This is a genomic window from Pseudomonas sp. DP-17 (genome assembly GCF_022380625.1).
Taxonomy (GTDB): domain Bacteria; phylum Pseudomonadota; class Gammaproteobacteria; order Pseudomonadales; family Pseudomonadaceae; genus Pseudomonas; species Pseudomonas nitroreducens_A.
In genome coordinates, this window is sequence record NZ_JAKSXG010000003.1 from 151,758 (window position 1) to 176,088 (window position 24,331).

Genomic DNA, 24,331 nt, shown 5'->3' on the forward strand with positions numbered 1-24,331 from the left:
GCATCCTGATTGGAATATCGCCCCACCGAGCAAAACCGCGTTGCGCCACGCGCAATGCTTGCTGGCATGCATCAGCGCACTACGTCGGGCGCGTCGCGAAGGCAGGTCGTGGCGCGTGGACGCGATGGCCCGCGCGCGAGACAGCAGGATGCCGTTCCCCGCCTGCGGCATCTTTGCGGGGCGCCGGTGCTGAGGGCGAGTTAAAGCTCGTTAAATCCTATGAAGGTCCGCGATGAACGCTGGCGCCAATGGATCAGCAAGCGCGGTCCGTTTGCTGACGGCAGCCCGATTGGCGCAGACACGGTCACGATCGCCCGCAGGGCGGGACAAGGCCCTCGTGGCCTCAATTGTTATCGAGCATGGCCTTCGCGCACCGCTTAGGATGACGTCTGCACCCTAAGCATCCGACTCCGCATTGGGTCGGTAGCTGCCTCTCGAACTGGGCACTTATCGGCCAGAAGCCACCTTCAATTGGTACGTAGCCAACGACAAAAAATCCGCACCCCGGCAATTCGAGATGCGGATTGAGCAACCGAGCCGTCCATGTCGTGGAGGGATTGGCCTTCGGTATATTTCGCCAGTGACGGAGCGAGCTACAGCCTGCTCTTTGTGATGGGGCTGTATCTGCTGGCCGCAAGCATCGTTCTGGCGGTCGCCCGACCGTCGATCATTCCGCTTCGCGCCGCTTGAAGCGCCCCCACTTCCGCAGGAAATCCCAATGATCCGGCCAATCAATTGCACGGCGCGCCTATATCATCGACGCAGGTCAGAGCCGTGACTGTGCCTAACGCAGCACCCCCAGCATGACCCACACCCTGCGAGCCTCCGGATCAGCGTGCACCAGTTCGTCCATCAGCGCACTCAGCGGCATGCCGCCCCACTCCACCGCCCGGCGAATGATGTAAGGCACCGGGCTGTGAGGCTCGGTACGCGCCAGGTACTCGGCGATGGCGGAGAGCTGGCGGTAGGCCTCCTCGCGACTCTGCGGAGCGCCGCCTGGGGGTAGCGAACTGGGTGAGGAGGCAAGAGCCGACTCGGGTTCTGGGGGAGTGTCCGCCGCGTCGGTGGGTACGAGCTCTTGTGGGGCCATGGCCTTGCATCCCTGGATGACGTTGCTGAAAGCGTCGATGGACGCGGCGAGTCGATGCAGGCTCGGCGCTGCGTCGCCGAGCTGGCGGTCGCACCAGGCATCCAGACGTCGCAGGTGACCGGCCGCGCCGTCCAGCTGGGCCTGTATCGCCGCCCACCCCTTCACCGCACCGCTGCGGATCGATTCGTTCAGCCGTTTCTGCTCCTGGCGCGCGTTCTCCGCGGCCACCTTGTCGACCTTGTTGTCGCTGACCTGCACCTGCCGCCGCTGCAGCTCCTGCCAGCCATGCAGAGTGGTTTGCGGCAAGCCACTGCACAGCGGCACGCGGGTGAGCAGGAGTTCGTCATAGCGCCGAGCCATCCAGGCAAGCGGTGCAGCGCGCCACTCCTGGTCGCCATCGGTGGCCTGCGGGTGCAGTTGTTCGGGAAATGCATCGCAAAGGTCGGCCAGCAGCCCCAGTGCCGCGGCGAGACCGGCCGGGCCATGGCTGACGATTCAGGCCTCACCTAGAAAACCTGCGATGGTCAGGTCTTTGCTTCGCTGCACCAGTACCTCTTCGGCCAGCGCAGCCAGGGCCAGCCAATCCGCGCGTTTAGGCTCCGCTTTCCAAACGCCGGCGGGAAGCTCGGTATCCTCCTCGCGCCGCAGTTCGCGCAGGCGATCCATCACCGGGTCATGGCGCAGCGACTCTCCGCATGGCGCCTCGCCGGGCAGAGGTTGCAGGAGCGCCTGCAGCGCCTCGTCTGAAATCATGGCAACTCCTGAACGTCGGCAAAAGTCGTCACGCCGATACCGCTGAAGGGCGTGCACGGCGCGCGTACGGGCAACGGCTGGACGGACAAGGGCTGTTTGGCGTCCTGGGTCATTAACGAGATGCGCAGGAACATCCGTGCCTCGGGTTCGCGGCTGTTCGGCGCCCTGACCGGTATCTGCAGCGCGAGCGGAAAATCGGTGTAGTCGGTGCTGGGCTGGCGCTGCAGGATCAGGTGCGAACGCAGCAGGCGCATCAGCGCCCAGGGCCCTCCGTACTCCCATCCCACCTCCAGGTCCGCTACCGCCATGCTCGCCTGCTGCGGGTCGATGTCCGGCCGCTGCGGACTGTCCTTGGCCCAGCGCAGCATCAGCTTCATCGGTTCGCCGACATTCCAGTGCAGACGCTGGCTGTCGCTGCCGGGGAAGCTCAGCGGACGATCAGCCGCGTAGAGCGTCCAGGCGATCACCTGGTCAGCGCCGCGCTCGGCCTCGCGATCCGTCCGCCAGCGCACGTCGAGGTCGACACCCTGCGATCCGCCCTTGTCGCGCTGGAACAGCGGCCCCATCCAGGCCCTGGCCAGCTGCAGGCGATGGAGGAAGTCCGCGGCAGCCGCCCGGTCCACCGACTGGCTGAGCTTCAGGCCTTCCTGGGCCCGCTCCAGATTCTGGTCGAGCAGCTCTACCAGGTGTTGCACCCGCGCCGGGTCAGCATCCTCCGCCTGCAGGCTGTAGGCGAAGAGGAAGCGGTTGGCCAGGTATTGGTTGAAGTAGTCCGCGATGGCCGCCCAGGCTTGGGCGGCTTCCTTTTGCTGCAGCTCAAGGCGGCGCTGCTGCGCCTGGGCGTGCAGGCCACGGGCGAAGCGCGCCACGTCGCCCTGCCCGGCCCCCAGCGCCGAAGTACGCAGGATGTTGCCGCAGGTGGCGGCATCCATTTCCACGAAGTCGCGGGTCACCAACTGATCGAGCAGCATCGGTGAGCTGGTCGGGTTCTGCGCCTTGTACTTGGCCAGCTCATCGCTGAGGTCGGTGAAGCGCCGAACTTTGTTCTGGTCCGAGAAGCCGAGATTGCCCCGGTCACGCAGCCAAGTCAGCGCTGGCGCATGCTCTTCGCTCAGCGCGAGCATGGTCTCGAACTGCTGGACGAGATTGCGCTTGAGGTCCTGGCGGCAACTACAGCCACCAGGTGAGCGGCAACTTCGAGCTGACGGTGGACGGCAACCTCACCATCAAGGTCAGCGGCACCCTCACCCTGCAGAGCGGAGGCAGCCTGACGCTGAAGACCGACGCCGACCTCGCCGCCCAGGCCGGCACCTCGGTAACCAGCAAGGCGGGCACGTCCCTGACCAACCAGGCGGGCACCTCGCTCACCAACAAGGCCGGCACCACCCTGACCAACGACGCCGGTGTCAGCCTCACCAACAAGGCCGCCGCCGAGCAGACGGTGGACGGTGGACGGTGGACGGTGGCGGCATGCTGACCCTCAAGGGCGGCCTGGTGAAGGTCAACTGAGGACGACGACATGGCCAACAGTGGAAGCCTCGACCTCAAACGCGGCGACAGCGCCCTGCAGGGCCGCCTGCAGGACGGCGGGCTGGAAGGCCCGCTGCGCATCAGCGAGCGAGGCCGCCCGCAGGCCAGCCTGGACTATCGGGAAGGCGAACTGCACGGCACCAGCACCCTCTATCACCCCAACGGCCAGGTCAGTGCGCAGTTGCCCTACATACGCGGACGCCTGCAGGGCGAGGCTCGCTTCTTCTCGACCGAAGGCTGGCTGCAACGCAAGGTGAGTTACCGCGACGGCCTAATGCACGGCGAGGCCTGTAGCTACCTCGCCGATGGCACGCTTGCCGAGCAGGCCTTCTACCGCGAAGGCGTTCTGGAAGGACCGTTCCGCCGCTTCCACGGTAACGGCCAACTGGCGCAGGAAGCTCGCTATGCGAAAGGTGCGCCGCAGGATCAACCGCGCGCCTATGCCGAGGATGGTCGCCCGCAGGACCACAACGGCAAGCCGATCTCGCGCCTGCGCTGGTGGCTGGGCGGCCGTGGCGAGGCCAGCGAGGCCTGAGCGGCGTCAGGGAATCAGCATCTGCACCTGGCCGGGAAACACCACCTTGATCGCCCCGCCCCAGGTGCACATCAGAGTGCCGTTGGCATCCAACGCCGGTACGCCACCCAGGAGCATCGTGGGCGGCCCGCCAGGTATCCACGGCGCTGCAGTGGCCGGTATACAGGGCATTGGGGTCAGTACACCGAGGGCGGCTGCAGTAGCGGCGGCCACCGTCGGATTCGCCAGGCTGGTGCACATGCCGAAGGGCAAGATATTCAGCAGGGGGATGTGATCCTGCAGGTTGGCCGCCGGCATACCACCGGTGAGGGTGCGATTGACCGGCAGAACATTGAGCACCGACGGAGCGATACCGAAACTGCACTGCAGCGTCGCACCGCTACACACCTGGGGACAGCCCATGACATCACCTCGCCTACCTTTGCCTGACAACCCTATCGGCGTGTCGCAGTTGAAGATGAATTGGCCAGATATGGTGATTCTAAACGCCACCGCGCGCAAAGGCAGGTTTACGTACAAAAGGCTGGCCGGCGCTTGTGCTTGGCGGCTGCAACCGGCCAGAAGCAGCCTTTCGGAGACAGCTGAGCCGTTCGCGCCCTTTCCGAGTCCCCTCAACTAGACTTGCCATCTACCGAAACCTCCAAAGCCGGGCCGAATTGCAACCCGGCGCCCTCAGGGGCTTGGCGTTCGTAAAACCATCAGGAAGCCGACATGCCGAATCCGCAGGACAAGAGCGAGACCGAGGAGGATCTGGCGCAGCTGGTAATAGGCCTGGGGCCCTGCACCTATCTATTGCTGCTCCTGCTTGGCCTGACCCTTTTGTTTCCGTTCCTGGAGGAAGGCCTACTCGCCCGCACGCTGCTCGGACTGCTGTTTTCGATCGTGCTGCTCGTGGGCGCACTCGCCATCCGGCAGACGCACTGGGGGTTCATCCTCAAGCTGATCCTGGCATTGGTAGGGGTGGGCCTTCAATGGTCGGCGCTGTGGAGTGGAAGCATCGCATTGCTCAACCTGGCCGGACTGGCTTATGTGGCCTCTCTGGCGATCTCGTTCAGCGGCGTGCTTCGCTATATCCTGCGACGCGGCCCCATCACGGCCGACAAGCTGCATGGCGCCCTTGCGGGGTACATCATGCTGGCCTTCGTCTGGTCCTTCATGTATGCCCTGCTGGAGATAGCCAATGCCAACTCGTTCGGCCCCGGCCAGCTCGATTTCACGCAGACGGGCACGTTCTTCAGGCTGATCTATTTCAGCCTCACGACCCTCACGACCACTGGGTACGGCGATGTCATCCCATTGACCAATCACGCCCGCTCGCTGGTGATGCTCGAAGAGTTTTCAGGGGTCTTCTACGTAGGCGTCCTGATCGCTCGGCTGGCCGGCCTCTATCCATCCAATGTGGCCAAGTAACGTTCGATCCACCGGCGCCACCGTCAGGTATTGGCAAGGGACACTCGGACATATTCTATGCGGGGTGCCTGACCAATTCGCAGTTAGGAGTGCTTGAGCAACGCCTCTTTCGTGCATCGTGGTCGGTTTTGGGTCCAGGCTGTGTAAAACGCTTTCGAGAATCGGGACTGCTCAAAAAGCGAATGAATTGTGCGCTTCCTCGCGAATTACAGCCGGTTCAGCCTAGAAAACCTCCGCAAATTTTACGTAGCGACGTGAGCCTCGAATATGAGCGCGCATTTTTACACAGCCTCGGTCGGCAAATACCTATCACGAGGGGCAGCACAAGGCCAGAAGCGGACGTTCCGTCTCCATGGCATGAGGGATTAGTCAGTGACTTCGCATCCTGGTCCCTGATCGGCTCCCCCTGAGGAAGTCAGGTCGAACGCTCTCGACGCTTCCTCAGGTACATGCTCTCCCTCGAAGAGAGCCGTTCTAAGAAGCTCCATAAATCTTCAAAGTGGCTGGGCTGACGTCCGGTCAGCTATCGCACCAAGCCGCAAACCAAGGTATGGCCCTGCGATACCCATGGACGATGGTGGCGACAACAGCGCGCGAATAGGGTTGGCCTATCGACGGCAAGGCTTTCGAGCAGGTGGTCTTCACGCTCTCAGCATTGCGGGTCGGTCGCACTCGCCGCATGAGCGGTATCCTGATGAGAGCTTTCAGCATGACCGAAGAAACCAAAGGAACCACCCGCCGAACACTCATGAGCGCTGGCTTGGCGGCCGCCACCCTGGCGGTGGCGGTGCCGGCCCTGGTGGGCCAATCGAGCAGAACCCAGGCCGCCACAGCGAAGACCAATCGCGGCGCGAGCCAGGGCTCGGGCTATCTTACGCTGCGTGACGGCGCAAGGCTGTTTTACAAGGACTGGGGCAGCGGCCCGATCATCGTTTTCCACCACGGCTGGCCACTTTCGGGAGACGACTGGGATAACCAGATGCTGTTCTTTCTCTCAAGGGGCTACCGCGTAATCGCCCATGATCGGCGTGGACACGGGCGTTCCTCGCAAACGGCCGAGGGCAACGACATGGACACTTATGCAGCCGACGTGGCCGAACTGATGGCGCATCTTGGAGTGAAGAACGCCGTCCATGTCGGTCATTCCACCGGTGGTGGCGAGGTGGTCCGCTATGTGGCGCAGCACGGTATCGGCCGCGTTGCCAAGGCAGTACTGATCGGCGCCGTCCCGCCACTGATGCTACGCACGCAGAAGAACCCTGGCGGACTTCCGCTCAAGCTCTTCGACAGCTTCCGCGAGGCGCTCGCGACGGACCGCGCGGGATTCTACCGCGAGGTAGCCGAAGGTCCGTTCTACGGCTTCAATCGGCCAGGGGCGAGGATTTCCCAGGCGGTGGTCGACAACTGGTGGCGCCAGGGCATGAGTGGCGGAGCAAAGGCTCACTACGATTGCATCGAAGCCTTCGCCGAAACCGATTTCACCGAAGACCTGCGACAGATCCGAGTGCCAACCTTGGTGATGCATGGGGAAGATGACCAGATGGTGCCCATCGACGACTCAGCGCGCCTGACTATCAAGCTGCTGCGCCATGGGACGCTCAAGACCTACCCCGGGCTATCCCATGGCATGTGCACGACCCATGCGAAGATCATCAATGCGGATCTTCTCGCCTTCATTCAGAAGTGACTCGCCAAGGCGCGGCTCGAAGGAGTTCTCTTCGAGCCGTTTCAGGCGTTGCTTGTCGCTTCATGCCTCGGCCAGGTGGATCGGTACGACGAATTGCACCACCGCTCCGCGGGGTTGGTTCGCTGCGGCCCAGAGGCGGCCTCCATGGGCTTCGATGATCGAGCGGCAGATGGACAGTCCCATACCCAGGCCAGTGGGTTTGGTGGTGTAGAACGGGGCGAAGATCTGCTCTGCATTTTCGGCGGCGAATCCAGGTCCCGTGTCGCAGACCTGGACCAGTACGCCACCGTCAATATCGGGCTGGGTGCTGATTTCCAGATCACGCGTACCCTGCTCGACCGCGGCCATGGCCTCAACGGCATTGAGGATGAGGTTGAGCAGCACCTGCTGAAGCTCTACCCGATCTCCCGCCACGGCTGGTAAGGGGGCCACGAGGCGCAGGTGCAACCGCACGCCGCCCTTGAGCACCTGCCCACGGGTGAGTTCGACCATCTCCTGAATTGCCCCGTTGATGTCCAACGCCCCCTTGCGCGAAGGTGTCTTGCGCAGCAGTTCGCGGATGCGCTTGAGCACGTCGGCGGCCCGATTGGCGTCGCGGACAATGCGGCCAAGCACTTGGCCGACCTCGCCCAGGTCAGGCGGCTGCGCATCAAGCCAGCGCTGCGCCGCGTTGGCATTGGTGACCGTGGCGGCAATCGGCTGGTTCACCTCGTGGGCGATGGTCGCCACTAACTGTCCCATGGTCGCCACTCGGTTGGCATGCGCCAGTTCTGCCTGTACCTCGCGGTAACGACGTTCACCTTCGCGCACCAGCTCCTCGGCGCGCTTGCGCTCGCTCAGGTCCAACACGAAGGCCACGCCCTCTCCGCTGCCTGACTCGAACGGCGCCAGACCGATAATTACCGGCAGACGACTGCCATCTCGCTTGAAGTATTCCTTTTCGAATGGCGGCGCGCTGCCATGTCGCACCGCTACGAGCAATGATTGCTCGCTTTCTTCGAGGAACTCCGGTGGCGTCAGGTCGCGCCAGCGCAATTGCCGGGAAACCAGGTCCTCGCGCTGGTAACCGAGCATCCGCAGGAAAGCATCGTTGGCGTCGAGGATTTCACCTTCGGCATTCCAGACGATGATGCCGATGATATTGGCATCCACCAACCGGCGAATCCGCGCCTCACGCTCGGCAACGTCTCGATACAGCCGAGCCTTCTCCAGGGAAATCGCCGCCTGCGATGCCACCAGCTTGAGGACCGCCGTGCGCGCAGGGCTGAAGGCCCGGGCAGTCAGATTGTTCTCCAAATAGAGCGCCCCGCTGACCTGCCCCTGACTCTCCAACGGAAGGCAAAGGACAGATCGCACGCCCCGCCGGCGCAGGTAGGGGTCGCCTGCAAATTCGGGCGCAACCAGAGCATCGTCGAGAACCAGCGTCTGCTGCGTGCGCAGCACCTGGTAGAGCACTGTTTCCGACAACAGCCCGTCCGGCAGTTGCCCCTGGTCCGCAGACATTTGGGGTTCGGCTCCATCTACGCTGGCCTGAGCAGCGATACGCGGCTGCCCGTCGCCACAAAGCAGCAGCACTCCCCGTTCGGCGCCGGCCTGTTCGATGGCCGTGCGCATGACGCTGTCCACCAGGCGTTCCAGGACGATCTCCCCTGAGACGGTCTGCAGGACCTTCAGCACCGTTGCCAGGTCAAGCTGCTCCATGGGCGCCGCTATGGTCGCTGTGTGCTGCGCACCAGCCGACTCGTGGTCCAGCAGGGGGTGCATAGCATCGAGCTGTCGCACCTTGCCCTCCGCTCCCCAGCGTCGGAAGCAGTCCCGAGCCTCCTGCCAGTAGAGCCTTGCCACCCTGTCCAGCCCACGTATGGCGTAATGTCGGGCGGCCGCTTCGTAGGCGAGCGCCTCTACCTGCAGGAATCCGCTTTCCTGCGCTGATCGCACGGCCCGCTCGTGTAGCGCCTCGGCATCGCTATCGCGCCGCTCGAGGTGAGCGATCTGCGCATCCAACAACAGGATGTGGCAGGTGTAATTTTGCGGGCAGAGCCGCGCCCAGACCTGCAGGGCCTGCCGATGCGCCGAGAGCCTGGCACACAGCTCGACCAGGGGATACTCCGCGCCCGACGCAGCCAGGGCCAGCCCCGTGAAGAAGTGATACTCGGCTTCCTCCAGAAAGGAGTCGGAGGTGTTCAGCAAAGGCTCGGCCAGCGAAGCCGCCTCGAGGGCCGCTCGATAGTCGCCGGCCAGGTAGCGAGCTTGCAGTTTGCGCACCCAGTACCAGCAGGCGAGCACCTTGGAGGAATTTTCCAAGCCTCGCTCTGTAGCCGCCTCGCTGTAGTTAGGAGTGTCCATGCACCCGAATTCAAGCGTGCCGCCACGTAGCATGCGGATAATCGCTAGTTGATTTTCCAAAAACGCAATGACCAGACCGAAGCGGACCTTCTTCGCATAGGCCAGGCTCCGTTCCGCCTCTGCGTCCACCTCGGCCAGCGGCAGGCCGGCGAAGAACAGGTTGGAAACCAGGATGTTGCAGGAGAATGCCCCGAACGGCAGGTCTCCCACACGATTCGCTGCGTTGAAGGCCCGGTGCAGGATAAGGCTGCAATCGCGCACGGGTTTCGCCCACCTGGCAACGAACAGGGCGAAGGCAAGATACGTCCGCGCCTCGTAGCGCTGCAGCCGGCGCCGGTCGACCAGATCACAACCCAGTTGACCGAAGAGAAAGCCCGCCTGGAAATCGCCGAAGCGCCGGCCGGCAATGCGCGGAATGTTGGCATAAGCCACGCTGGACGTATCGCTGTTGCCGTGCTCCAGGCTCAAGGTGATGGCTCGGCAAATGGTGAGGCACGCCAGGTTTTCATCGGTGTGCAGTGCCGGCGAGAACAGGGTGGTGAGTATCTCCATGCAGGCCAGGGCCCTGGCATTGCTCATCGGAGGCAGCGAGACGAGCTGATCGATGGGACGCCCGGCCAGTTGGGTCCAGATCCGCTCGTACTCTTCCTGAACGGCCTCGTCGCCTGGATGGGGCGGCCAATCGATGCCCAGGCGGCGCAAGGAGTCCAGGCAGACCACGACCGCCTGATCCCGACGGTCCGTCAGCAGGTGGATATCAACCAGCAAGCAGGCCACCACGGTTTGCTCAGCGGTGCCCTGGGCGACGTCGCCTAACCCCTCCAGGCGCTTCTCCGCAGCCGCCAACAGCCCGGTGGCGAACTCGCATTCCGCGCGCCCCAGCTCCAGGGCGAACAAGAGGTCACGGCGCTCGCGCCGGACAGTCCGATCAAGCAGTTCCGCTCCGGTGGCGAAATAACTGAGGGCCGCTGCATAGGCCGCGGAAGCTTTGGCGCGCTGTCCCGCAAGCAGGTTGAGTTCAGCCAGCCGCTCGCGTTCGACTGCTGCATTGATCAGCTCCATGCCTCGATTGAGCTGGCCGACAATTTCGAAGATTGCCTCCTCACGCTGCCGGGGCGATACATGGGCGGCCAACAGCCGCCCGATACGTAGGTGTGCAGCAGCTCGCTCTGTCTGTGGAATCAGCGAATAGGCCGCTTCATGGATGCGGTCATGGGCGAAGGCGTAGGCGCCCTCCTGACGCTCCACAAGCTCCTGGCGGATGGCTTCCCAGAGCGCCTGGTGCAGTTGTGCTCGCGGCATATCCAGAACGCTGGCAAGCGTGCCGGAATCGGCCAGGTTGCCGAGGCAGGCAAGCTGCTGCAGCACGTGTTGCGTCTGCTGAGGAAGGCGCGCCAGCTTGCCGAGCATCAGGTCGACGACATTATCGGTATAGCCCTTGGCATGGATGAGCGCGGCATCCCAACGCCACTGGCGGAACTCGTAGTCAAAGCTCAGCAGCCCCTCCTCGACCAGGGCATGGAGAAACTGGATGGCGAAGAAAGGATTGCCTGCAGTCTTCTCGTGCACCAACAGCGTCAGGGGGCGGATCTGTTCAACGCGACAATGCAGTGCCTCAGCGATCATCTGCTCGAGATGTTGCCGCTTCAGCGGCATCAGCTGGATCTCCTCGATGCGCACTTGCGCCGAGGCCAGTCGGCGCAGGGTCACGCTGAGCGGGTGGCTGTCGTCGATTTCGTTGCTGCGGTATGCCCCCACGAGCATCACATGACGAAGCTCCGCGCTGGAGAGGAGATCATCAAGCAGATCGAGGGTAGCAGCGTCCAACCACTGCAAATCATCCAGGAACAGCGCCAGGGGGTGTTCCGGCCGGGCGAAGACGCCGATGAAACGCTTCAGCAGCCGCAGGAACCGCCGATGCGCCTGCTGCGGTTCGAGTACTGGCAGCTCCGGTTGTTCGCCGATGATCAGGCGCAGCTCCGGAATCAGCTCATTCAGCAGCTGCCCCTCGCCTTCCAGGGCCTGCTCCAGCTCCGAGCGCCATTGCGTCAGTTCCCGATCGTTCTTGCCCAACAGCATGCGAACCAATTGCTGGAACGCCTGCACGAGGGTGGCATAGGGGATGTCTCGCTTGTATTGATCGAACTTCCCCGAGGCGAACAGGCCGCGAGGTGGCACCAGAGCCTTGTGTAGCTCACTGACCACCGAGGTCTTGCCGATCCCCGAATAGCCGCTGACCAGCAGCAACCCGCACACCTCGCCGGAGACGCTGCGCTCGAAGGCCGCCACTAGCGAGGCCACCTCCTGTTCACGGCCGTAGAGCTTCTCGGGGACCAATAACCGATCCGGAATACTGTGCTCATCCAGCGCAAATTCTTTCAGGACACGACCGGCTTCCCAGTCGGCCAGGCAGCGGCGCAGGTCCTGTTCAACTCCCGCGGCACTCTGGTATCGGTCTTCGGCGGTCTTGGCGAGCAACTTCATCACCAGGCTCGACAACACCTTGGGCAAGCTCGGCACTCGCCGCTCGGGCGCCACCGCCTGGCGCGCGATATGGCAGTGCACCCATTCCATGGCGTCGCAGGCAGCAAAGGGCAACTCGCCAGTAAGCATCTGGTAGAAGGTCACGCCCAGCGCATAGAGGTCGCTGCGCGAATCGATCGAGCGGTTCATCCGCCCGGTCTGCTCAGGTGCCATATAGGCCAGGGTTCCGGCCAGGGTCTCCGCCGGCTCCGGGGTCTGACGCTCGCGCGGCAGCCGCGAGGCTAGGCCGAAACCCGTGAAGCGCGGCCGGCCATCGGAGCAGTCCACAACAATATGCGCGGGTTTAATGTCCTTGTGCAGCAATGAGGCTTGATGCAAGCGTGCCAAGGCATGAGCGATGCCGATCGCCAGACGGAGGAAGCGCTCCAGTGGCATGGCGGTGCCCAGCGATGCCGAGAGCGGCTCTCCCCCTGGGTCCCGAAGCACTAACAGGGGGCGCCCACCCTCATGCAGCAGCTCTTGCGGTCGAATAGCCCAGGCTTCGTCCAACTCGTCACGCAAGGCGAATTCATGATTCAACCGCTCAAGGCTGGCTGCGGAGGGCGAGTCCGCGGCAGGTCGCGCGGTCAGAACCAGGCGGTCTTCGTGACGGGGATGCGGGCCTCGGCCGAAGATACGCTCGCCATCGTCCCAGAGCCGCTGCGGTATTGCAGGCATGCCAATCTCCCCAAGCGGGCCAATCGTACGTTCAGAAGGGCGAACGAAGCTGCGGAGCGATCCCCAGGGCTTCAGCCTTGCGGACCAGGTCCGCTACGGAGCGGGCAGACAACTTCCTCATCAGTTGCCCGCGGTGAACCTTGACGGTGACCTCGCTGAGATTCAGCTCGGCCGCAATCTGCTTGTTCATCAGCCCGCCGACGACGAAGCCCATCACCTCGCGCTCGCGCGCCGTGAGTCCCGCATAGGCTTGGCGCAGGCCGGCGCTGCTCTGTTCTGCAGCCAGCCGCTCACCGTCTCTGGCCAGGGCGCTGGCCACCGCATCGAGCATGTCCTGGTCACGAAATGGCTTGGCGAGAAAATCCACCGCGCCGGCTTTCATCGCCTTGACAGTCATGGCGATGTCGCCGTGGCCGGTCATGAACACGATGGGTATGCGCAAGCCTGCCTTGTCGATCCGTTCCTGAAAGGCCAGACCGCTCTCCCCGCGCAGGCGTACGTCAAGAACCAGGCAACTGGGCGCCGCCGGCCGGTGAAAGGCCAGGAATTGCTCGGTGGATTCGAATGCCTCGACCCGCAGGCCAATGGAGCGCAACAGCCCGGTCAGGGCAAAACGCATCGACTCATCATCATCGACCACATAAACCACCGGATCACCCAACGTACCGGTGCGGGCGTTTCCCCCTGGTTGCGACCCACTCATTTTTGTTCCCTCCTGTGGCCAACGTGCGCAAAAAATCTAGTCCATGGTGCAATGGCGGCCACTGCCGCCCACCCCGTCCACTGACCGCCGGTTACAACTGGCAAAGCGTCCGAAGCTAACTTGGCAGTCACGGCAACGCCAGGCCAAATAACGTGGATTTTCCGCCAATACTGCGCGACGCTTGCATTGCGTTAATACAACGGGTATTCCGCCATTTTGGCCAGCTCCGCCAAGGCACGATGATGTCACCTCCCCAACCACTGGAATCCACCCGCGCCCTTGCGCAAAATAATCTTCGCCCGGCAGTTGTTGCCGAGCGCGAGATCGTCTTCATTGCCTACCCCCAGATGGGCCTGCTCGATCTGAGCGGAGCGCAAACAGTATTCTGGGCAGCGAGCCGAGCACTTGCCGAACGCAGCTTGCCTGGTTACCGCCTGGCAACCGCCAGCCTGAGTGGAGAGCTGGTCGCCACTGCCGAAGGCCTCTGTGTCACCACTCAGCCATTGGAGCAGATGAACCTCGCGTGCCTCGATACACTGATCGTTCCGGGGGCTCCTGACATCTGTCGCACCCTCGACCGCCATGCCGAGCTGGTTGCCTGGATCGCCGGCAACGCTGCCGCCGTGCGGCGGGTCGCCGCCGTTTGCAGCGGGGCGTTCCTACTGGCCCAGGCCGGCTTGCTCGATGGGCTGCGCGCCGCTACCCACTGGGCCATGTGCGACGCGCTACAACAGCGCTTTCCGAAGATCCGGGTGGACGCCGATGCGATCTTCGTCCGACAGGAACGAATATGGACCTCCGCAGGCGTGAGCGCAGGCATCGACCTGGCGTTGGCCCTTGTCGAGGAAGACTGCGGACGCGAGGTGGCGATGGCGGTGGCGCGGGAGCTGGTGGTTTACCTGCGGCGTCCCGGCGGCCAGGCGCAATACAGCAGATTGCTGCAGGCCCAGTCCGGCGAAACAGCTCCTTTCGATAAATTGCATCTGTGGCTCGCAGAGCATGCAGGCGATCCTTCGCTGTCCGTGGAGACACTCGCAGAACAGGCGTGCATGAGCACGCGCAATTTTTCCCGTCTGTACAAGGCCAGCACAGGGCGCACGCCGTCCAAGGCCATCGAGCTTTTTCGGCTCGAAGCGGCCCGCCGCCTGCTGGAGGATACGACTCTGGGGCTCGAACGAGTGGCGCGCCAGTGCGGCTTCGGAAACGAGGAGCGGATGCGTGGCGTTTTCCAGCGCAACCTGTCGGTGTCGCCGCGCGACTATCGGCAGCGGTTCACCCGCGACGATTGAGCGCCACGTCATATCAGGCCACCTTGGCTTCGCGTTCAGCCTGCTCGCAGAGGTAGCGATACAGCCGGGAGCGCAACCAGCATTCCCGTGGGTCGGTATGACTGATTCCACGCCAGGCCATCGACAATTGCGGCGCAGGGAGGTCCAGTGGCGGGAAATCCGCCCGCAGGCCGGGATGCCGTACCATGGCTTGCGCGACATACTCCGGCACCAGCGCCACCAGCTCCGTACCCCGTAACAGAGCGGGCAAGGCGCTGAATTGCGGAACCGCCAGTACGACCTTGCGCTGCCGGCCCATCCGATCCAGGGCAAGGTCCAACTCGTCACTGACTTTGCCCATGGACGACACGACCACCTGCGGATGACTGCAGAGGCCGTCCAGGTCCAGAGGCCCGGATGCCGTAGCGCAGCGCAGGAGCATCGGCCGCACGGCGCGCAAGTCGCGACAATGGGCGTTGGCAGGCAGTTCCTGTGCTGGACTGATGGCGACCGAGACTTCTCCGCTCTCGAAAAGCCGTGCCAGCTGGAAATGCTCTACCCGCCGGACGATCAACGTGATGCCCGGTGCCTCCCGACGCAAACGCGCCAGCAATTCAGGCAGCAGTGCATACTCCACGTCATCGGAAAGCCCTACATGAAAGGACGCCTGACTGGTGGCAGGGTCGAACGCCTCGCTGAAGCTCAGGGCCACGGCAATTCCGTCCAGCGCCGGAGCAAGCCGGGTGTAAATCGCCTCGGCACGCGCAGTGGGTTCCATCATGCGGCCGACGCGAACGAACAGCGGGTCATTGAACAGGGCGCGCAGTCGCCCCAAGGCACTGCTGATGGTGGTCTGGCTGACGAAAAGCAGCTCACCGGTACGCGTGACACTGCGTTCGCGCATCATGGTTTCGAAAACCACCAGCAGATTGATATCCGTATGTCGCAACTCGTGTCTGTTCATGGTGTCCGCCGCCGGGTGATGTGGAATCGAACAAAAACCGCAAGGCAGAAAGGCAACGCCATCCGCCAGGGATATGTCGCAGGCTAGAAATCGGCTTGGAGGTTGTCTGTTGTACAAGCGGCTTGACGGGCCTATCCATGGACCCGGATACCCTGTCCACAGGTATGAGTACACTGCACCCGACGTATCGAATCATGCACGAGGACGCGCTCGGCCACCGTCCCGAACGCCCTTCCGAAACGCGCTCATTGCGGTAGCGCAGAACCTGACCTCTATACCTAGGTATACTTCTTTGTTCCGGCGGTGGGCGTATCGTGACTGAAAGAAGAGGCGCAGTCTCAAGCGAGCCAAGATGCCCCAGCAAACGCAGGTCCGCGCGACGCCCGTTGTCGCCATCGTCGACGATGACGAGTCGCTTCGCAGCGCACTGGAAAGTCTGCTACGCGCCAGCGGTTACCGGCCCCTGCTCTTCGCCGATGCCGCGCAATTCCTTGGCAGCGAAACCGCACCGACCTGCGCTTGCCTGATCTCCGATCTGCAGATGCCCGGTATCAACGGGTTGCAGATGCATACGCGCCTCAGGGCCATGGGGCTGCGCATCCCCACGATCTTCATCAGTGCCTTCATCGAGGCATTGCCGACTTCCGCTATCGGCCATGATGGCGTGGTCGCCTGCCTGCCCAAACCGTTCGACAGCGAGCACCTGCTCCAATGCGTGGCCATGGCTCTCGGCCAATGAGCCCCCAGCACTCGTTCAGACAGCAGCACGGACGTTATACCCAGGTATAGGTCCATGCCACCAACGCATCGGTTCACCGACTGCAGGTAGAAGTGTCGGACGACGCGCGCCCCCCTAGCATGACTCCCACAGCGGACCAGCCCACTGCGCGAAGACCTTCTTTCGTGAGCAGGACGCATCGGACCGGCTGCAACGCAAACCTCACGCTCATTGTGCGTCTTCATCTTCGGGAGCAAATCATGCAACAGCGAATATTGGTCATCGGCGCAGGATTCGGCGGATTGTGGAGTGCGCTGAGCGCAGCTCGCCTGCTGGACAAGCATGGCCGCCAGGACGTGCAGATCACCCTGCTTGCACCTCAGGCAGAACTGCGCATCCGCCCGCGCTTCTACGAACCCGATGTGCAGAGCATGTTCGCCCCGCTGGATGATCTATTCGAAGCGGTGGGCGTGCAGTTCGTCCAGGGCACTGCCGAGCGTATCGACCAGCAGGCCCGCAAAGTCGGCTACCGTGACGCTTCCGGCCGAGTCGCCGAACTTACCTACGACCGCCTGGTGCTGGCCAGCGGCAGCCAACTGGCCCGCCCCTCGGTGCCGGGGCTGAAGGAGTACGCCTTCGACGTCGACCAGATCGAGTCGGCCGCGCAGCTGGAGAGCCACCTGCTGTCGCTGCGACAGCGGCCTGCCAGCCCCGCACGCAATACGGTAGTGGTGTGCGGTGGCGGTTTCACTGGCATTGAAACGGCCACCGAGATGCCTGCCCGCCTGCGCGCCGTACTGGGGGAAAACGAGGATGTGCGCGTGATCATCGTCGAACGTGGCGAGCGGATCGGCGCGTTGATGGGCGATGGTATCCGTCCGTCGATCATCGAAGCCTCCGACAGCCTGGGCATCGAATGGATTACCGGCGCCTCGGTTGTCGCTCTGGATGCCGAGGGTGTGACCCTTGATGACGGTCGGCACATCCAGAGCCACACGGTGATCTGGACGGTCGGCTTTCGCGCGAGCCCATTGACGGAGCAGCTCAGCGCCGAGCGTGATAGCCAGGGCCGCCTGCACGTGGACAGTAACCTCCGGGTGCGTGGCCAGGACGACGTATTCGCCGCCGGCGACGTGGCCTACGCGGCCACTGACGACCTCGGTAACTTCGCCGCGATGTCCTGCCAACACGCCATCAGCCTCGGTCGTCATGCTGGCAACAACGCCGCCGCCGACCTTCTCGGCCTCGCCCCGGTTCAGTACCGCCAACCCAAGTACGTCACCTGCCTGGACCTGGGCGCCTGGGGCGCGGTGTACACGGAAGGCTGGGACCGACAGCTGAAGCTGGTGAAGGCTGAGGCCAAGGAACTCAAGACGCAGATCAACACTGTGTGGATCTATCCCCCGGCTGCCGACCGCCGCTCCGCCCTGGCGGCCGCCGACCCGCTGATCCCCGTCGCGTGACCCGCACTGCGCTCGCTCGCCAACGGCCAGTGCCTGCGCCTGATGACACGGTAAATAACAGGAGATCGACCATGACCACGTACCTGAATAGCTTCGCCCCATCCAGCGGCGCCATACCAGCCCAGGAGTTGGTGCCCTCGCGCTACGCCCTGCGCCTGGGCGACATCGATGTGATGGTGGTCAGCGACGGCGTATTGCCGCTGCCGACCGAGACCATGTCCATCAATGCCGCACCTGCCGAGCGTGCAGCCTGGTTCAAGGACATGCACCTGGGCCCGGACATGTTCGACTGGGCACTGAACGTGCTGGTGATCCGCAGTGGCGAGCAGATCATCCTGGTGGATGCCGGCCTGGGCAACCAGTTTCCCGGTTTCCCCCGCGCCGGCCTGTTCCCCAAGCGCCTGAAGGATGCCGGCGTTGAGCTTTCGTCAATTACTGACATCATCATCACGCACATGCACATGGACCACGTCGGCGGTCTGCTGGTCGACACGGTGAAGAACGGTCTGCGCCCCGACGTTCGCATCCATGTCACGGCCACCGAAGTCGACTTCTGGAAAATCCCTGACTTCAGCCTGACGGTAATGCCGCAGCCCGTGCCAGACGTCCTGCGTCGCACCGCCAACGAATTCCTCGCTCACTATGGGGATCGACTGCATATCTTCGAGCAAGAGCAGCACGTGGCACCTGGCGTAGTCGCCAAGCTGACCGGGGGCCACACGCCCGGCCACTGTATCGTTCAGGTGGACTCGTCCGGTGAGCGCCTGACCTTCGCTGGGGACGCTCTATTCCCGGTGGCCTTCGACCATCCGGAATGGCACAACGGCTTCGAGCACGATCCGGACAAGGCATACGAGGTGCGGGTGCGCCTGCTGCGCGACGCAGCGGAAAGTGGCGAGCTGTTCATCGCCACGCACCTGCCTTTCCCTTCCGTTGGCCGGGTTGCGGTCGATGGCGACGCCTTCCGTTGGATCGCGGCCTTCTGGGACTATTAAAAGCCCGAGCGAACCCCGGCCTCCCTTTCGTTGCTGCGCATTGCTGTTCTGCAGCGAAGTGGAGGCCACCTTTCCGAGCATGCCCTTTGCTTGCCATCTGGTTAAGCAGACCAACCTGCCCAGCTTTGGCCGCCGGCTGTGGCAGATCAGTGTCGAATAAGCCGTCGTTCAGAAACCATGTACAGCTTTGAGGCTACACGGCGGAAGGGCTGTGGAGGGCTCATTTATGTTCACGTTCGTGCCAGATCATCCCCTGGTCTGCGGCGTCATTCTCATCCTCATTGACCTGGCGTTATGGCAAATGATCGATGCCTCACGGCGCAAGGTACGGATGTCCGTGCGAATCAGCATATTCATCACCTTCAGCTGGGTCCTGACCAACGCCGGTATCAGCCCGCTGCAACCGCCACTGTGGCCGGAAGACCCTCTTCTCCAGCTGACGGGTACGATACTGGGAATTGGCTGGTGGTTGTTTGCCGCCAGAACCGTGACCATTGTCCTAGGCAATGGACTGGCGGCACGTGGCGGCCACAGCGCACGACTGCTGCATGATGTGATGGGGGCGGCGATTTTCCTGATCGGGATCGTCGGCGCTGCAGCCTATGTCTTGCAGTTGCCGGTCAAGGGTTTGCTGGCGACTTCCGGAGCCATGGCAATCGTTGTGGGGCTGGCTGTGCAGAGCACATTGAGTGACGTGTTTTCCGGCATCGTGCTCAACACCACCAAGCCGTATCACCTCAACGACCTGATTTCCATCGACGGTACGCAGGGTCATGTCGTGGAGATCGATTGGCGGTCGACGCATCTGATGACCGACGAAGGCGGCATCGCTGTGGTACCCAACTCTGTCGCAGCGAAAGCGAGGATTATTAACCTGAGTCGCCCAGGTGATGTACATCGGATTCGAACAGTGATTGCGGTACCCAGCAGTGTGCGCCCGCGCCTCGCTATCGATGCCCTCGAAAAAACCCTGCGTGGAACGAGGGCGTTGCTGTCAGCGCGCCCCGCCAAGGTCTCGGTCAAAAGCTCGCATCTGGAGTACACGGAGTACGAGCTGAAAGGTTTTGTCGCATCGGCCAAGAACAAGAACGATGTCTCCAACATGATGTTCGATCTCGCCCACCGCCACCTCGAAGCCGCCGGCGTCACCTGGGGACATAATCCGGAAAATCCACGCTGGAGTCGCCAGCGCCGACTTTTGGAGGAGGTCCGGGTTTTTCGTTCGTTGAGCAGCAATGAACGTGACCGTCTCGCTGACGAAATGACACCGATCGACTATCAGGCTGACGAGGTCGTTCTGGGCTTCGGAGAGGTAGCCGATTGCCTGATGATCATCAGTACTGGAGTCATGTCGGTGTCAATCCACGACGGTGAAAAGCTCATCGAGGCAGGCCGCATGGGGCCAGGTGAAATCATGGGAGAAGAAGGCATTCTCGCGGGCAACCCCTCGAGGGGAGAATTTCGCAGCATCACAAGCGGGCAGTTCTTCCGCATTGGCAAAGATATGTTCGGCAGCCAGTTGGAACACCTACATGAATTGCAGTCAGCTCTCAGCCACTTGCAGGAACAGCGTGAAGAGATCCGGGAGGCGGTAATCCTGCAAAAGCCAGTGGAGACCAAGAAAAAAGGATTGCTGAGCTGGCTATTGCAGCGCAGATAAATGGAATAGGCCATTCGCCAATAGACAAACACGCACCGCGCTATGCAGATCATCAGGAAGAACAAAGAGTGTACTGAGAATTCACCTTAGAAAGACAACTGCTCTATGCCCTTTTAGCGCCTGATAAGTTAGGGCCACTGAATTAACCCTAACCTTGAATAAGACTTTCATTCGGCGGCTCCTTCACGGCGCAGACGGTTGATAGAATATAAGCGGCCCACATACCCAAGCTTTATCGCCGTGGGCCCAAGAATCGTCATCGCATGCGCTATCAACAGGCTGGGCAATGAAAGATATTGTTCCATTCCGTAGGCCAGCACAGCCCCGGCCACCAATAGGACCGTACCGCAGCTCAGCAGGATATGAGACAAATTCAGAACCCGCCTTGGACTTTCGAAAAATGTGGTCATTTCAGTTCGGGACTCAGACTAACCGAAATGAAATCGTATTCCAAAAACGTAATCCTCTCGCAACTACATTTGGCCGAACTGAATATAAACCAGTATCACCTGAGTATACTTAGGTATTGAAACGCACTTACCAGGGCTTATCCCAAAGCTTTGTATTTTAATACCGGCGACGCCACACTCGTAGCGCAGTCAAACAAGACAGATCACCTCAGCTATTACCTGGAAAACTCTCTTTTTCAGGCTCTCGGAATTGAATTCCATCGAGATAAACCACCTGGAGCGGCGAAAATGCCCCGGAGTTAACTCGTAGCGACGCGAACTGAGCCAACGTCCGCTATGGGTCGGTAGCGGCCTCTCTCCGACTGCAGCAAATTGGTCGTTCCCTGCCTGTCGTCACAGACGGAAAGCCCCCCTGACGCCATTGACACGGTCATCAGTGGGTGCTCGTAGTTCCCGACATTGGTCGCGCTCCTGCTACTGATTTACTGCGTTCGAGCGGGCCACGCCGGACGTGCAAAGTCGATCCTTAGGGGCTTAAAGCAGCGGCAAGGTATAACTGACGATCAGTCGGTTCTCGTCCTGGTCGCGCTGGGTCGGGGTGCCGGAGCCGCTGGCGGGCAGGCCGCTGCGCAGCATGGCGTTGCGCCAGGAGAAGCCCAGGCCCTTGAGGGTGCCTTCGGGGATAACGTAGGACAACGTCAGGTCGCGCTCCCATTCACCCTGGTCGCCACTGGCGCTCCTGATGTCGTCGCCCTTGAGGTAGATCGCCGCAAAGGTCAGGCCCGGCAAGCCGTCCTGGGCGAAGTCGTAGCCGTAGCGCGCCACCCAGGTGCGTTCGCCTGCGTGCAGGAACTTGCCGATCTGCACGTCGGTGATCAGGTAGGCGCTGCCGCTGGCACCATCTCCACGGTTCAGGTAGGGGAAGTCGCTGTCGCCGTTCATGACCTGGTAGCCGGCGCCAAGGCTGTGCCCGGACAGGCTGTAGGTGAACATCCCGCTGTAGGCGCGGTTGTCCACTTCGCCCTTGCTCACGCGATTGCCGTAGTAGCCGCTGGAGAGGTAGCCATCGGCGCGGCCGGAGGCGCTGCCGTTCTTGCCGTCGGAGTCGCTGTCGAAGGCGCGCAGGTCGGTCTTCAGCACGCCGGGGCCGAGGTTCAGGCTGTGCTGCAGGCCGAGGAAGTGCTGCTGGTAGAACTCGCTGAGCTGGCCGTAGTAGTACTGCAGCGTCAGGTCCTTGCTCAGCTTGTAGTCGCCGCCGGCGTAGTAGAACTCGTTGCTGTCGCGGGCCGTGGCGCCGCTGTTGGCGCCCTGGATCGACATGCCGCGCCAGTCGCTGGAGTTGCGGCCACGGGTGTGCTCCAGCTTGCCGGCCACCAGGCTGAGGTTGTCGATATCGGCGCTGGTCACCTGCCCGCCCTCGAAGGTGCCGGGCAGCAGTCGACCGTCGTTGTAGGTCACCACCGGTAGCTTGGGCATCAGCGTGCCGTAGCGCAGTTCGGTGCCGGAAATCTTCGCCTTCAGCGTCGGGCCGAAGCTGCTGAAGTCGTTCACCGCCTCGCCGTTGCTCTTCGACGGAAACGCCGTACCGGCCTGCTGGCTGGCCGATTCGTAATGGGTGCCACCGCCGCTGTCGAGACGAATGCCGAGCAGGCCGATGGCGTCGACGCCCAGCCCAACCGTGCCCTGGGTGTAGCCCGAGGCGTAGTTGAGGATGAAGCCCTGGCCCCACTCTTCCTGGCGGCTCGGTTCGGCGGTGCCGTTGCGGTTGTCGCTGTTGATGTAGAAATTGCGCAGCGTCAGGCTGGCCTTGCTGTCCTCGAGGAAGCCGGCAGCCTGGGCGGCGGGCACGAGAAAGCCGAGGGCGGCGCAGGCGATGGCAGCGCCCAGGGTGGAGTTTTTCATTGTTGTCTCCGGGGTCGTGGATGTCAGGGTGAGCGCCACCCGTCCCAGTCGTGCGGGCAGGCGCTGGATTTCAGGCAAAGGGAGGCCGACGACGCCGGGAGGCGCCGCCGATCAGGGGTGGATCAGATCAATGGTTCCATCAGGTCACGGGGGCCGGGTTGAACAGCACCAGGTCGTTGTGCAGGTGGTGCCGCTCGGCCCAGGTGTGGACCTTGCCGCTGGCCACGTCGAGGTAGAGCTGGAAGATTTCCCAGCCCAGCTCGTCCAGGGTCATGCGCCCGGACGTGACGCGCCCGGCATCGACGTCGATCAGGTCGGGCCAGCGCTCGGCCAGCTCGGTGCGGGTCGCCACCTTGATCACCGGCGCCATGGCCAGCCCGTAGGGCGTGCCGCGTCCGGTGGTAAAGATGTGCAGGTTCATCCCGGCGGCCAGTTGCAGGGTGCCGCAGATGAAGTCGCTGGCCGGGGTGGCGCAGTACTGCAGCCCCCTGCCCTTCACCCGCGCGCCCGGCGGGATCACGCCGACGATGGCGCTGCTGCCAGACTTGGCGATGGAACCCATGGCCTTCTCGACGATGTTGTTCAGCCCGCCCTTCTTGTTGCCGGGCGTGGTGTTGGCGCTGCGGTCGGCCATGCCGCGGGCGAGGTAGCGGTCGTACCAATCCATCTCGGCGACCAGTTGCTCGGCCACCTCGCGGTTGGCGGCGCGGGCGGTGAGCAGGTGGATACCGTCGCGCACCTCGGTGTTCTCGGAGAACATCACCGTGGCGCCGGCCCGCACCAGCAGGTCGGCAGCCACGCCCAGCGCGGGGTTGGCGGTGACGCCGGAGAAGGCGTCACTGCCCCCGCACTGCATGCCCACAACCAGTTCCGAGGCCGGCACCGTCTCGCGGCGGCGTTGGTCGAGGACCACCAGACGCTCCTCGATCAGCTCCAGTATCTGCGTGACCATGCCCTGGAAGCCGTTGCCGGATTCCTGCAGGCGGTACAGCCACTGCGCCTCGTCCTGCCCGGCGGTGAGTGCGTCGCCGTCCATCAGCTGCACCGGCTGCAACTTCTCGCAGCCCAGGCCGATGACCAGCGCCTGGCCGCCGAGGTTGGGGTTGCGCGCCAGGTTGTACAGCGTGCGGATCGGGATGATCGCGTCCGGCGCGTTGATCGCCACGCCGCAGCCGTAGCTGTGGGTCAGCGCCACCACGTCATCGACGTGCGGGTACTTGGGCAGCAGTTCGCGACGGGCGCGCTCCACGCAGTGGTCCAGCACACCGGTCACGCACTGCACCGTGGTGCTGACGCCCAGCAGGTTGCGCGTGCCGACGCTGCCGTCGGCATTGCGGTAACCCTCGAAGCTGTAGCCGGTGAGTGGCTCGGCAGTGGGCGGCACTTCGGTGGCCAGCGGCAGCGCATCCAGCTCCGGCGGCTCCGGCAGACTGAGCAGTTGCTCGGTGACCCAGCGCCCCCTGGCGATGGGCGCCAGGGCATAGCCGATCACCGTGCCATAGCGCAGCACCGGCGCGCCTTCGGCGATATCCACCAGCGCCACCTTGTGGCTCTGCGGGATCGACTCGGCGGCCACCAGCTCATCCGGGAAGCGACCGCCAGCGGCGACGCCCTGGTCGTTGACGACGATGGCGACGTTATCGTCCGCGTGCAATTTCACGTAGCGCGGCGAGTCCTGGTGCGGGATCAACTGCAT

16 protein-coding genes and 2 pseudogenes are annotated in these 24,331 nt (G+C 63.0%); 9 read left to right on the forward strand and 9 right to left on the reverse strand.

Translation table 11 applies throughout. The annotated features are described in order from the left end of the window. Positions 1-784: 784 nt before the first annotated feature. Together tssA and MJ122_RS08005 are read right to left on the reverse strand one after the other, a co-directional pair. Positions 785-1,843, reverse strand: a pseudogene (gene tssA / locus MJ122_RS08000) (type VI secretion system protein TssA). Beyond that, positions 1,840-2,967: a hypothetical protein gene (locus MJ122_RS08005; protein WP_239743542.1), complete on the reverse strand. Its 1,128-nt coding sequence runs from the start codon at positions 2,965-2,967 to the stop codon at positions 1,840-1,842. The pseudogene tssA and the gene MJ122_RS08005 overlap by 4 nt, the downstream one beginning before the upstream one ends. A gap of 38 nt (positions 2,968-3,005) precedes the next feature. On the opposite strand from MJ122_RS08005, the pseudogene MJ122_RS08010 reads away from it, so the two are divergent. Both MJ122_RS08010 and MJ122_RS08015 read left to right on the forward strand, forming a co-directional pair. Beyond that, a pseudogene (locus tag MJ122_RS08010) lies at positions 3,006-3,352 on the forward strand (type VI secretion system tip protein VgrG); the annotation flags it as partial. A 10-nt stretch (positions 3,353-3,362) separates the two neighbouring features. Further along, positions 3,363-3,908, forward strand: coding sequence for a toxin-antitoxin system YwqK family antitoxin (locus MJ122_RS08015; RefSeq protein ID WP_239743544.1), 546 nt, complete (start codon positions 3,363-3,365; stop codon positions 3,906-3,908). Positions 3,909-3,914: 6 nt separating this feature from the next. On the opposite strand, the gene MJ122_RS08020 is transcribed toward MJ122_RS08015, so the two are convergent. Then, positions 3,915-4,310: a DUF4280 domain-containing protein gene (locus MJ122_RS08020; RefSeq protein ID WP_239743546.1), complete on the reverse strand. Its 396-nt coding sequence runs from the start codon at positions 4,308-4,310 to the stop codon at positions 3,915-3,917. A 309-nt stretch (positions 4,311-4,619) separates the two neighbouring features. On the opposite strand from MJ122_RS08020, the gene MJ122_RS08025 reads away from it, so the two are divergent. Next, the gene (locus MJ122_RS08025) at positions 4,620-5,318 is read left to right on the forward strand and encodes an ion channel (RefSeq protein ID WP_239743547.1); all 699 of its coding nucleotides are present in this window, start codon (positions 4,620-4,622) and stop codon (positions 5,316-5,318) included. Between the two features lie 709 nt (positions 5,319-6,027). Further along, positions 6,028-7,005, forward strand: coding sequence for an alpha/beta hydrolase (locus MJ122_RS08030; RefSeq protein ID WP_088417041.1), 978 nt, complete (start codon positions 6,028-6,030; stop codon positions 7,003-7,005). A gap of 60 nt (positions 7,006-7,065) precedes the next feature. Here MJ122_RS08030 and MJ122_RS08035 read toward each other — a convergent pair whose 3' ends face one another. Both MJ122_RS08035 and MJ122_RS08040 read right to left on the reverse strand, forming a co-directional pair. Continuing rightward, positions 7,066-12,552, reverse strand: a complete 5,487-nt coding sequence (locus MJ122_RS08035; RefSeq protein ID WP_239743549.1) for a trifunctional serine/threonine-protein kinase/ATP-binding protein/sensor histidine kinase — start codon at positions 12,550-12,552, stop codon at positions 7,066-7,068. Between the two features lie 31 nt (positions 12,553-12,583). Then, the gene (locus MJ122_RS08040) at positions 12,584-13,255 is read right to left on the reverse strand and encodes a response regulator (RefSeq protein ID WP_239743551.1); all 672 of its coding nucleotides are present in this window, start codon (positions 13,253-13,255) and stop codon (positions 12,584-12,586) included. Between the two features lie 242 nt (positions 13,256-13,497). On the opposite strand from MJ122_RS08040, the gene MJ122_RS08045 reads away from it, so the two are divergent. Continuing rightward, positions 13,498-14,544: a helix-turn-helix domain-containing protein gene (locus MJ122_RS08045; protein ID WP_239743552.1), complete on the forward strand. Its 1,047-nt coding sequence runs from the start codon at positions 13,498-13,500 to the stop codon at positions 14,542-14,544. A gap of 13 nt (positions 14,545-14,557) precedes the next feature. On the opposite strand, the gene MJ122_RS08050 is transcribed toward MJ122_RS08045, so the two are convergent. After that, on the reverse strand, positions 14,558-15,487 hold the full coding sequence (locus MJ122_RS08050; protein WP_088416879.1) for a LysR substrate-binding domain-containing protein: 930 nt from the start codon (positions 15,485-15,487) through the stop codon (positions 14,558-14,560). Between the two features lie 352 nt (positions 15,488-15,839). Here MJ122_RS08050 and MJ122_RS08055 point away from each other — a divergent pair, with 352 nt between their 5' ends. The 4 genes from MJ122_RS08055 to MJ122_RS08070 all read left to right on the forward strand — a co-directional run bounded on the left by MJ122_RS08055 (position 15,840) and on the right by MJ122_RS08070 (position 20,323). Then, entirely contained in the window at positions 15,840-16,226 is a 387-nt protein-coding gene (locus MJ122_RS08055) for a response regulator (RefSeq protein ID WP_239743555.1), read from the forward strand. Positions 16,227-16,465: 239 nt separating this feature from the next. Next, positions 16,466-17,668, forward strand: a complete 1,203-nt coding sequence (locus tag MJ122_RS08060; protein ID WP_088416877.1) for an NAD(P)/FAD-dependent oxidoreductase — start codon at positions 16,466-16,468, stop codon at positions 17,666-17,668. Positions 17,669-17,739: 71 nt separating this feature from the next. Continuing rightward, entirely contained in the window at positions 17,740-18,663 is a 924-nt protein-coding gene (locus tag MJ122_RS08065; protein ID WP_088416876.1) for an MBL fold metallo-hydrolase, read from the forward strand. 226 nt (positions 18,664-18,889) lie between these two features. Next, positions 18,890-20,323 carry a mechanosensitive ion channel family protein gene (locus MJ122_RS08070; RefSeq protein ID WP_239743557.1) on the forward strand — a complete coding sequence of 478 codons (1,434 nt, stop codon included), beginning with the start codon at positions 18,890-18,892 and terminating at the stop codon, positions 20,321-20,323. Between the two features lie 167 nt (positions 20,324-20,490). On the opposite strand, the gene MJ122_RS08075 is transcribed toward MJ122_RS08070, so the two are convergent. The 3 genes from MJ122_RS08075 to garD all read right to left on the reverse strand — a co-directional run bounded on the left by MJ122_RS08075 (position 20,491) and on the right by garD (position 24,331). Beyond that, positions 20,491-20,733, reverse strand: coding sequence for a transmembrane sensor/regulator PpyR (locus MJ122_RS08075; RefSeq protein WP_239743560.1), 243 nt, complete (start codon positions 20,731-20,733; stop codon positions 20,491-20,493). Positions 20,734-21,267: 534 nt separating this feature from the next. Next, on the reverse strand, positions 21,268-22,635 hold the full coding sequence (locus MJ122_RS08080; RefSeq protein WP_088416873.1) for an OprD family porin: 1,368 nt from the start codon (positions 22,633-22,635) through the stop codon (positions 21,268-21,270). A gap of 139 nt (positions 22,636-22,774) precedes the next feature. Then, a complete protein-coding gene (garD, locus tag MJ122_RS08085) occupies positions 22,775-24,331 on the reverse strand; it encodes a galactarate dehydratase (protein ID WP_088416872.1) in 1,557 nt (518 codons plus the stop codon).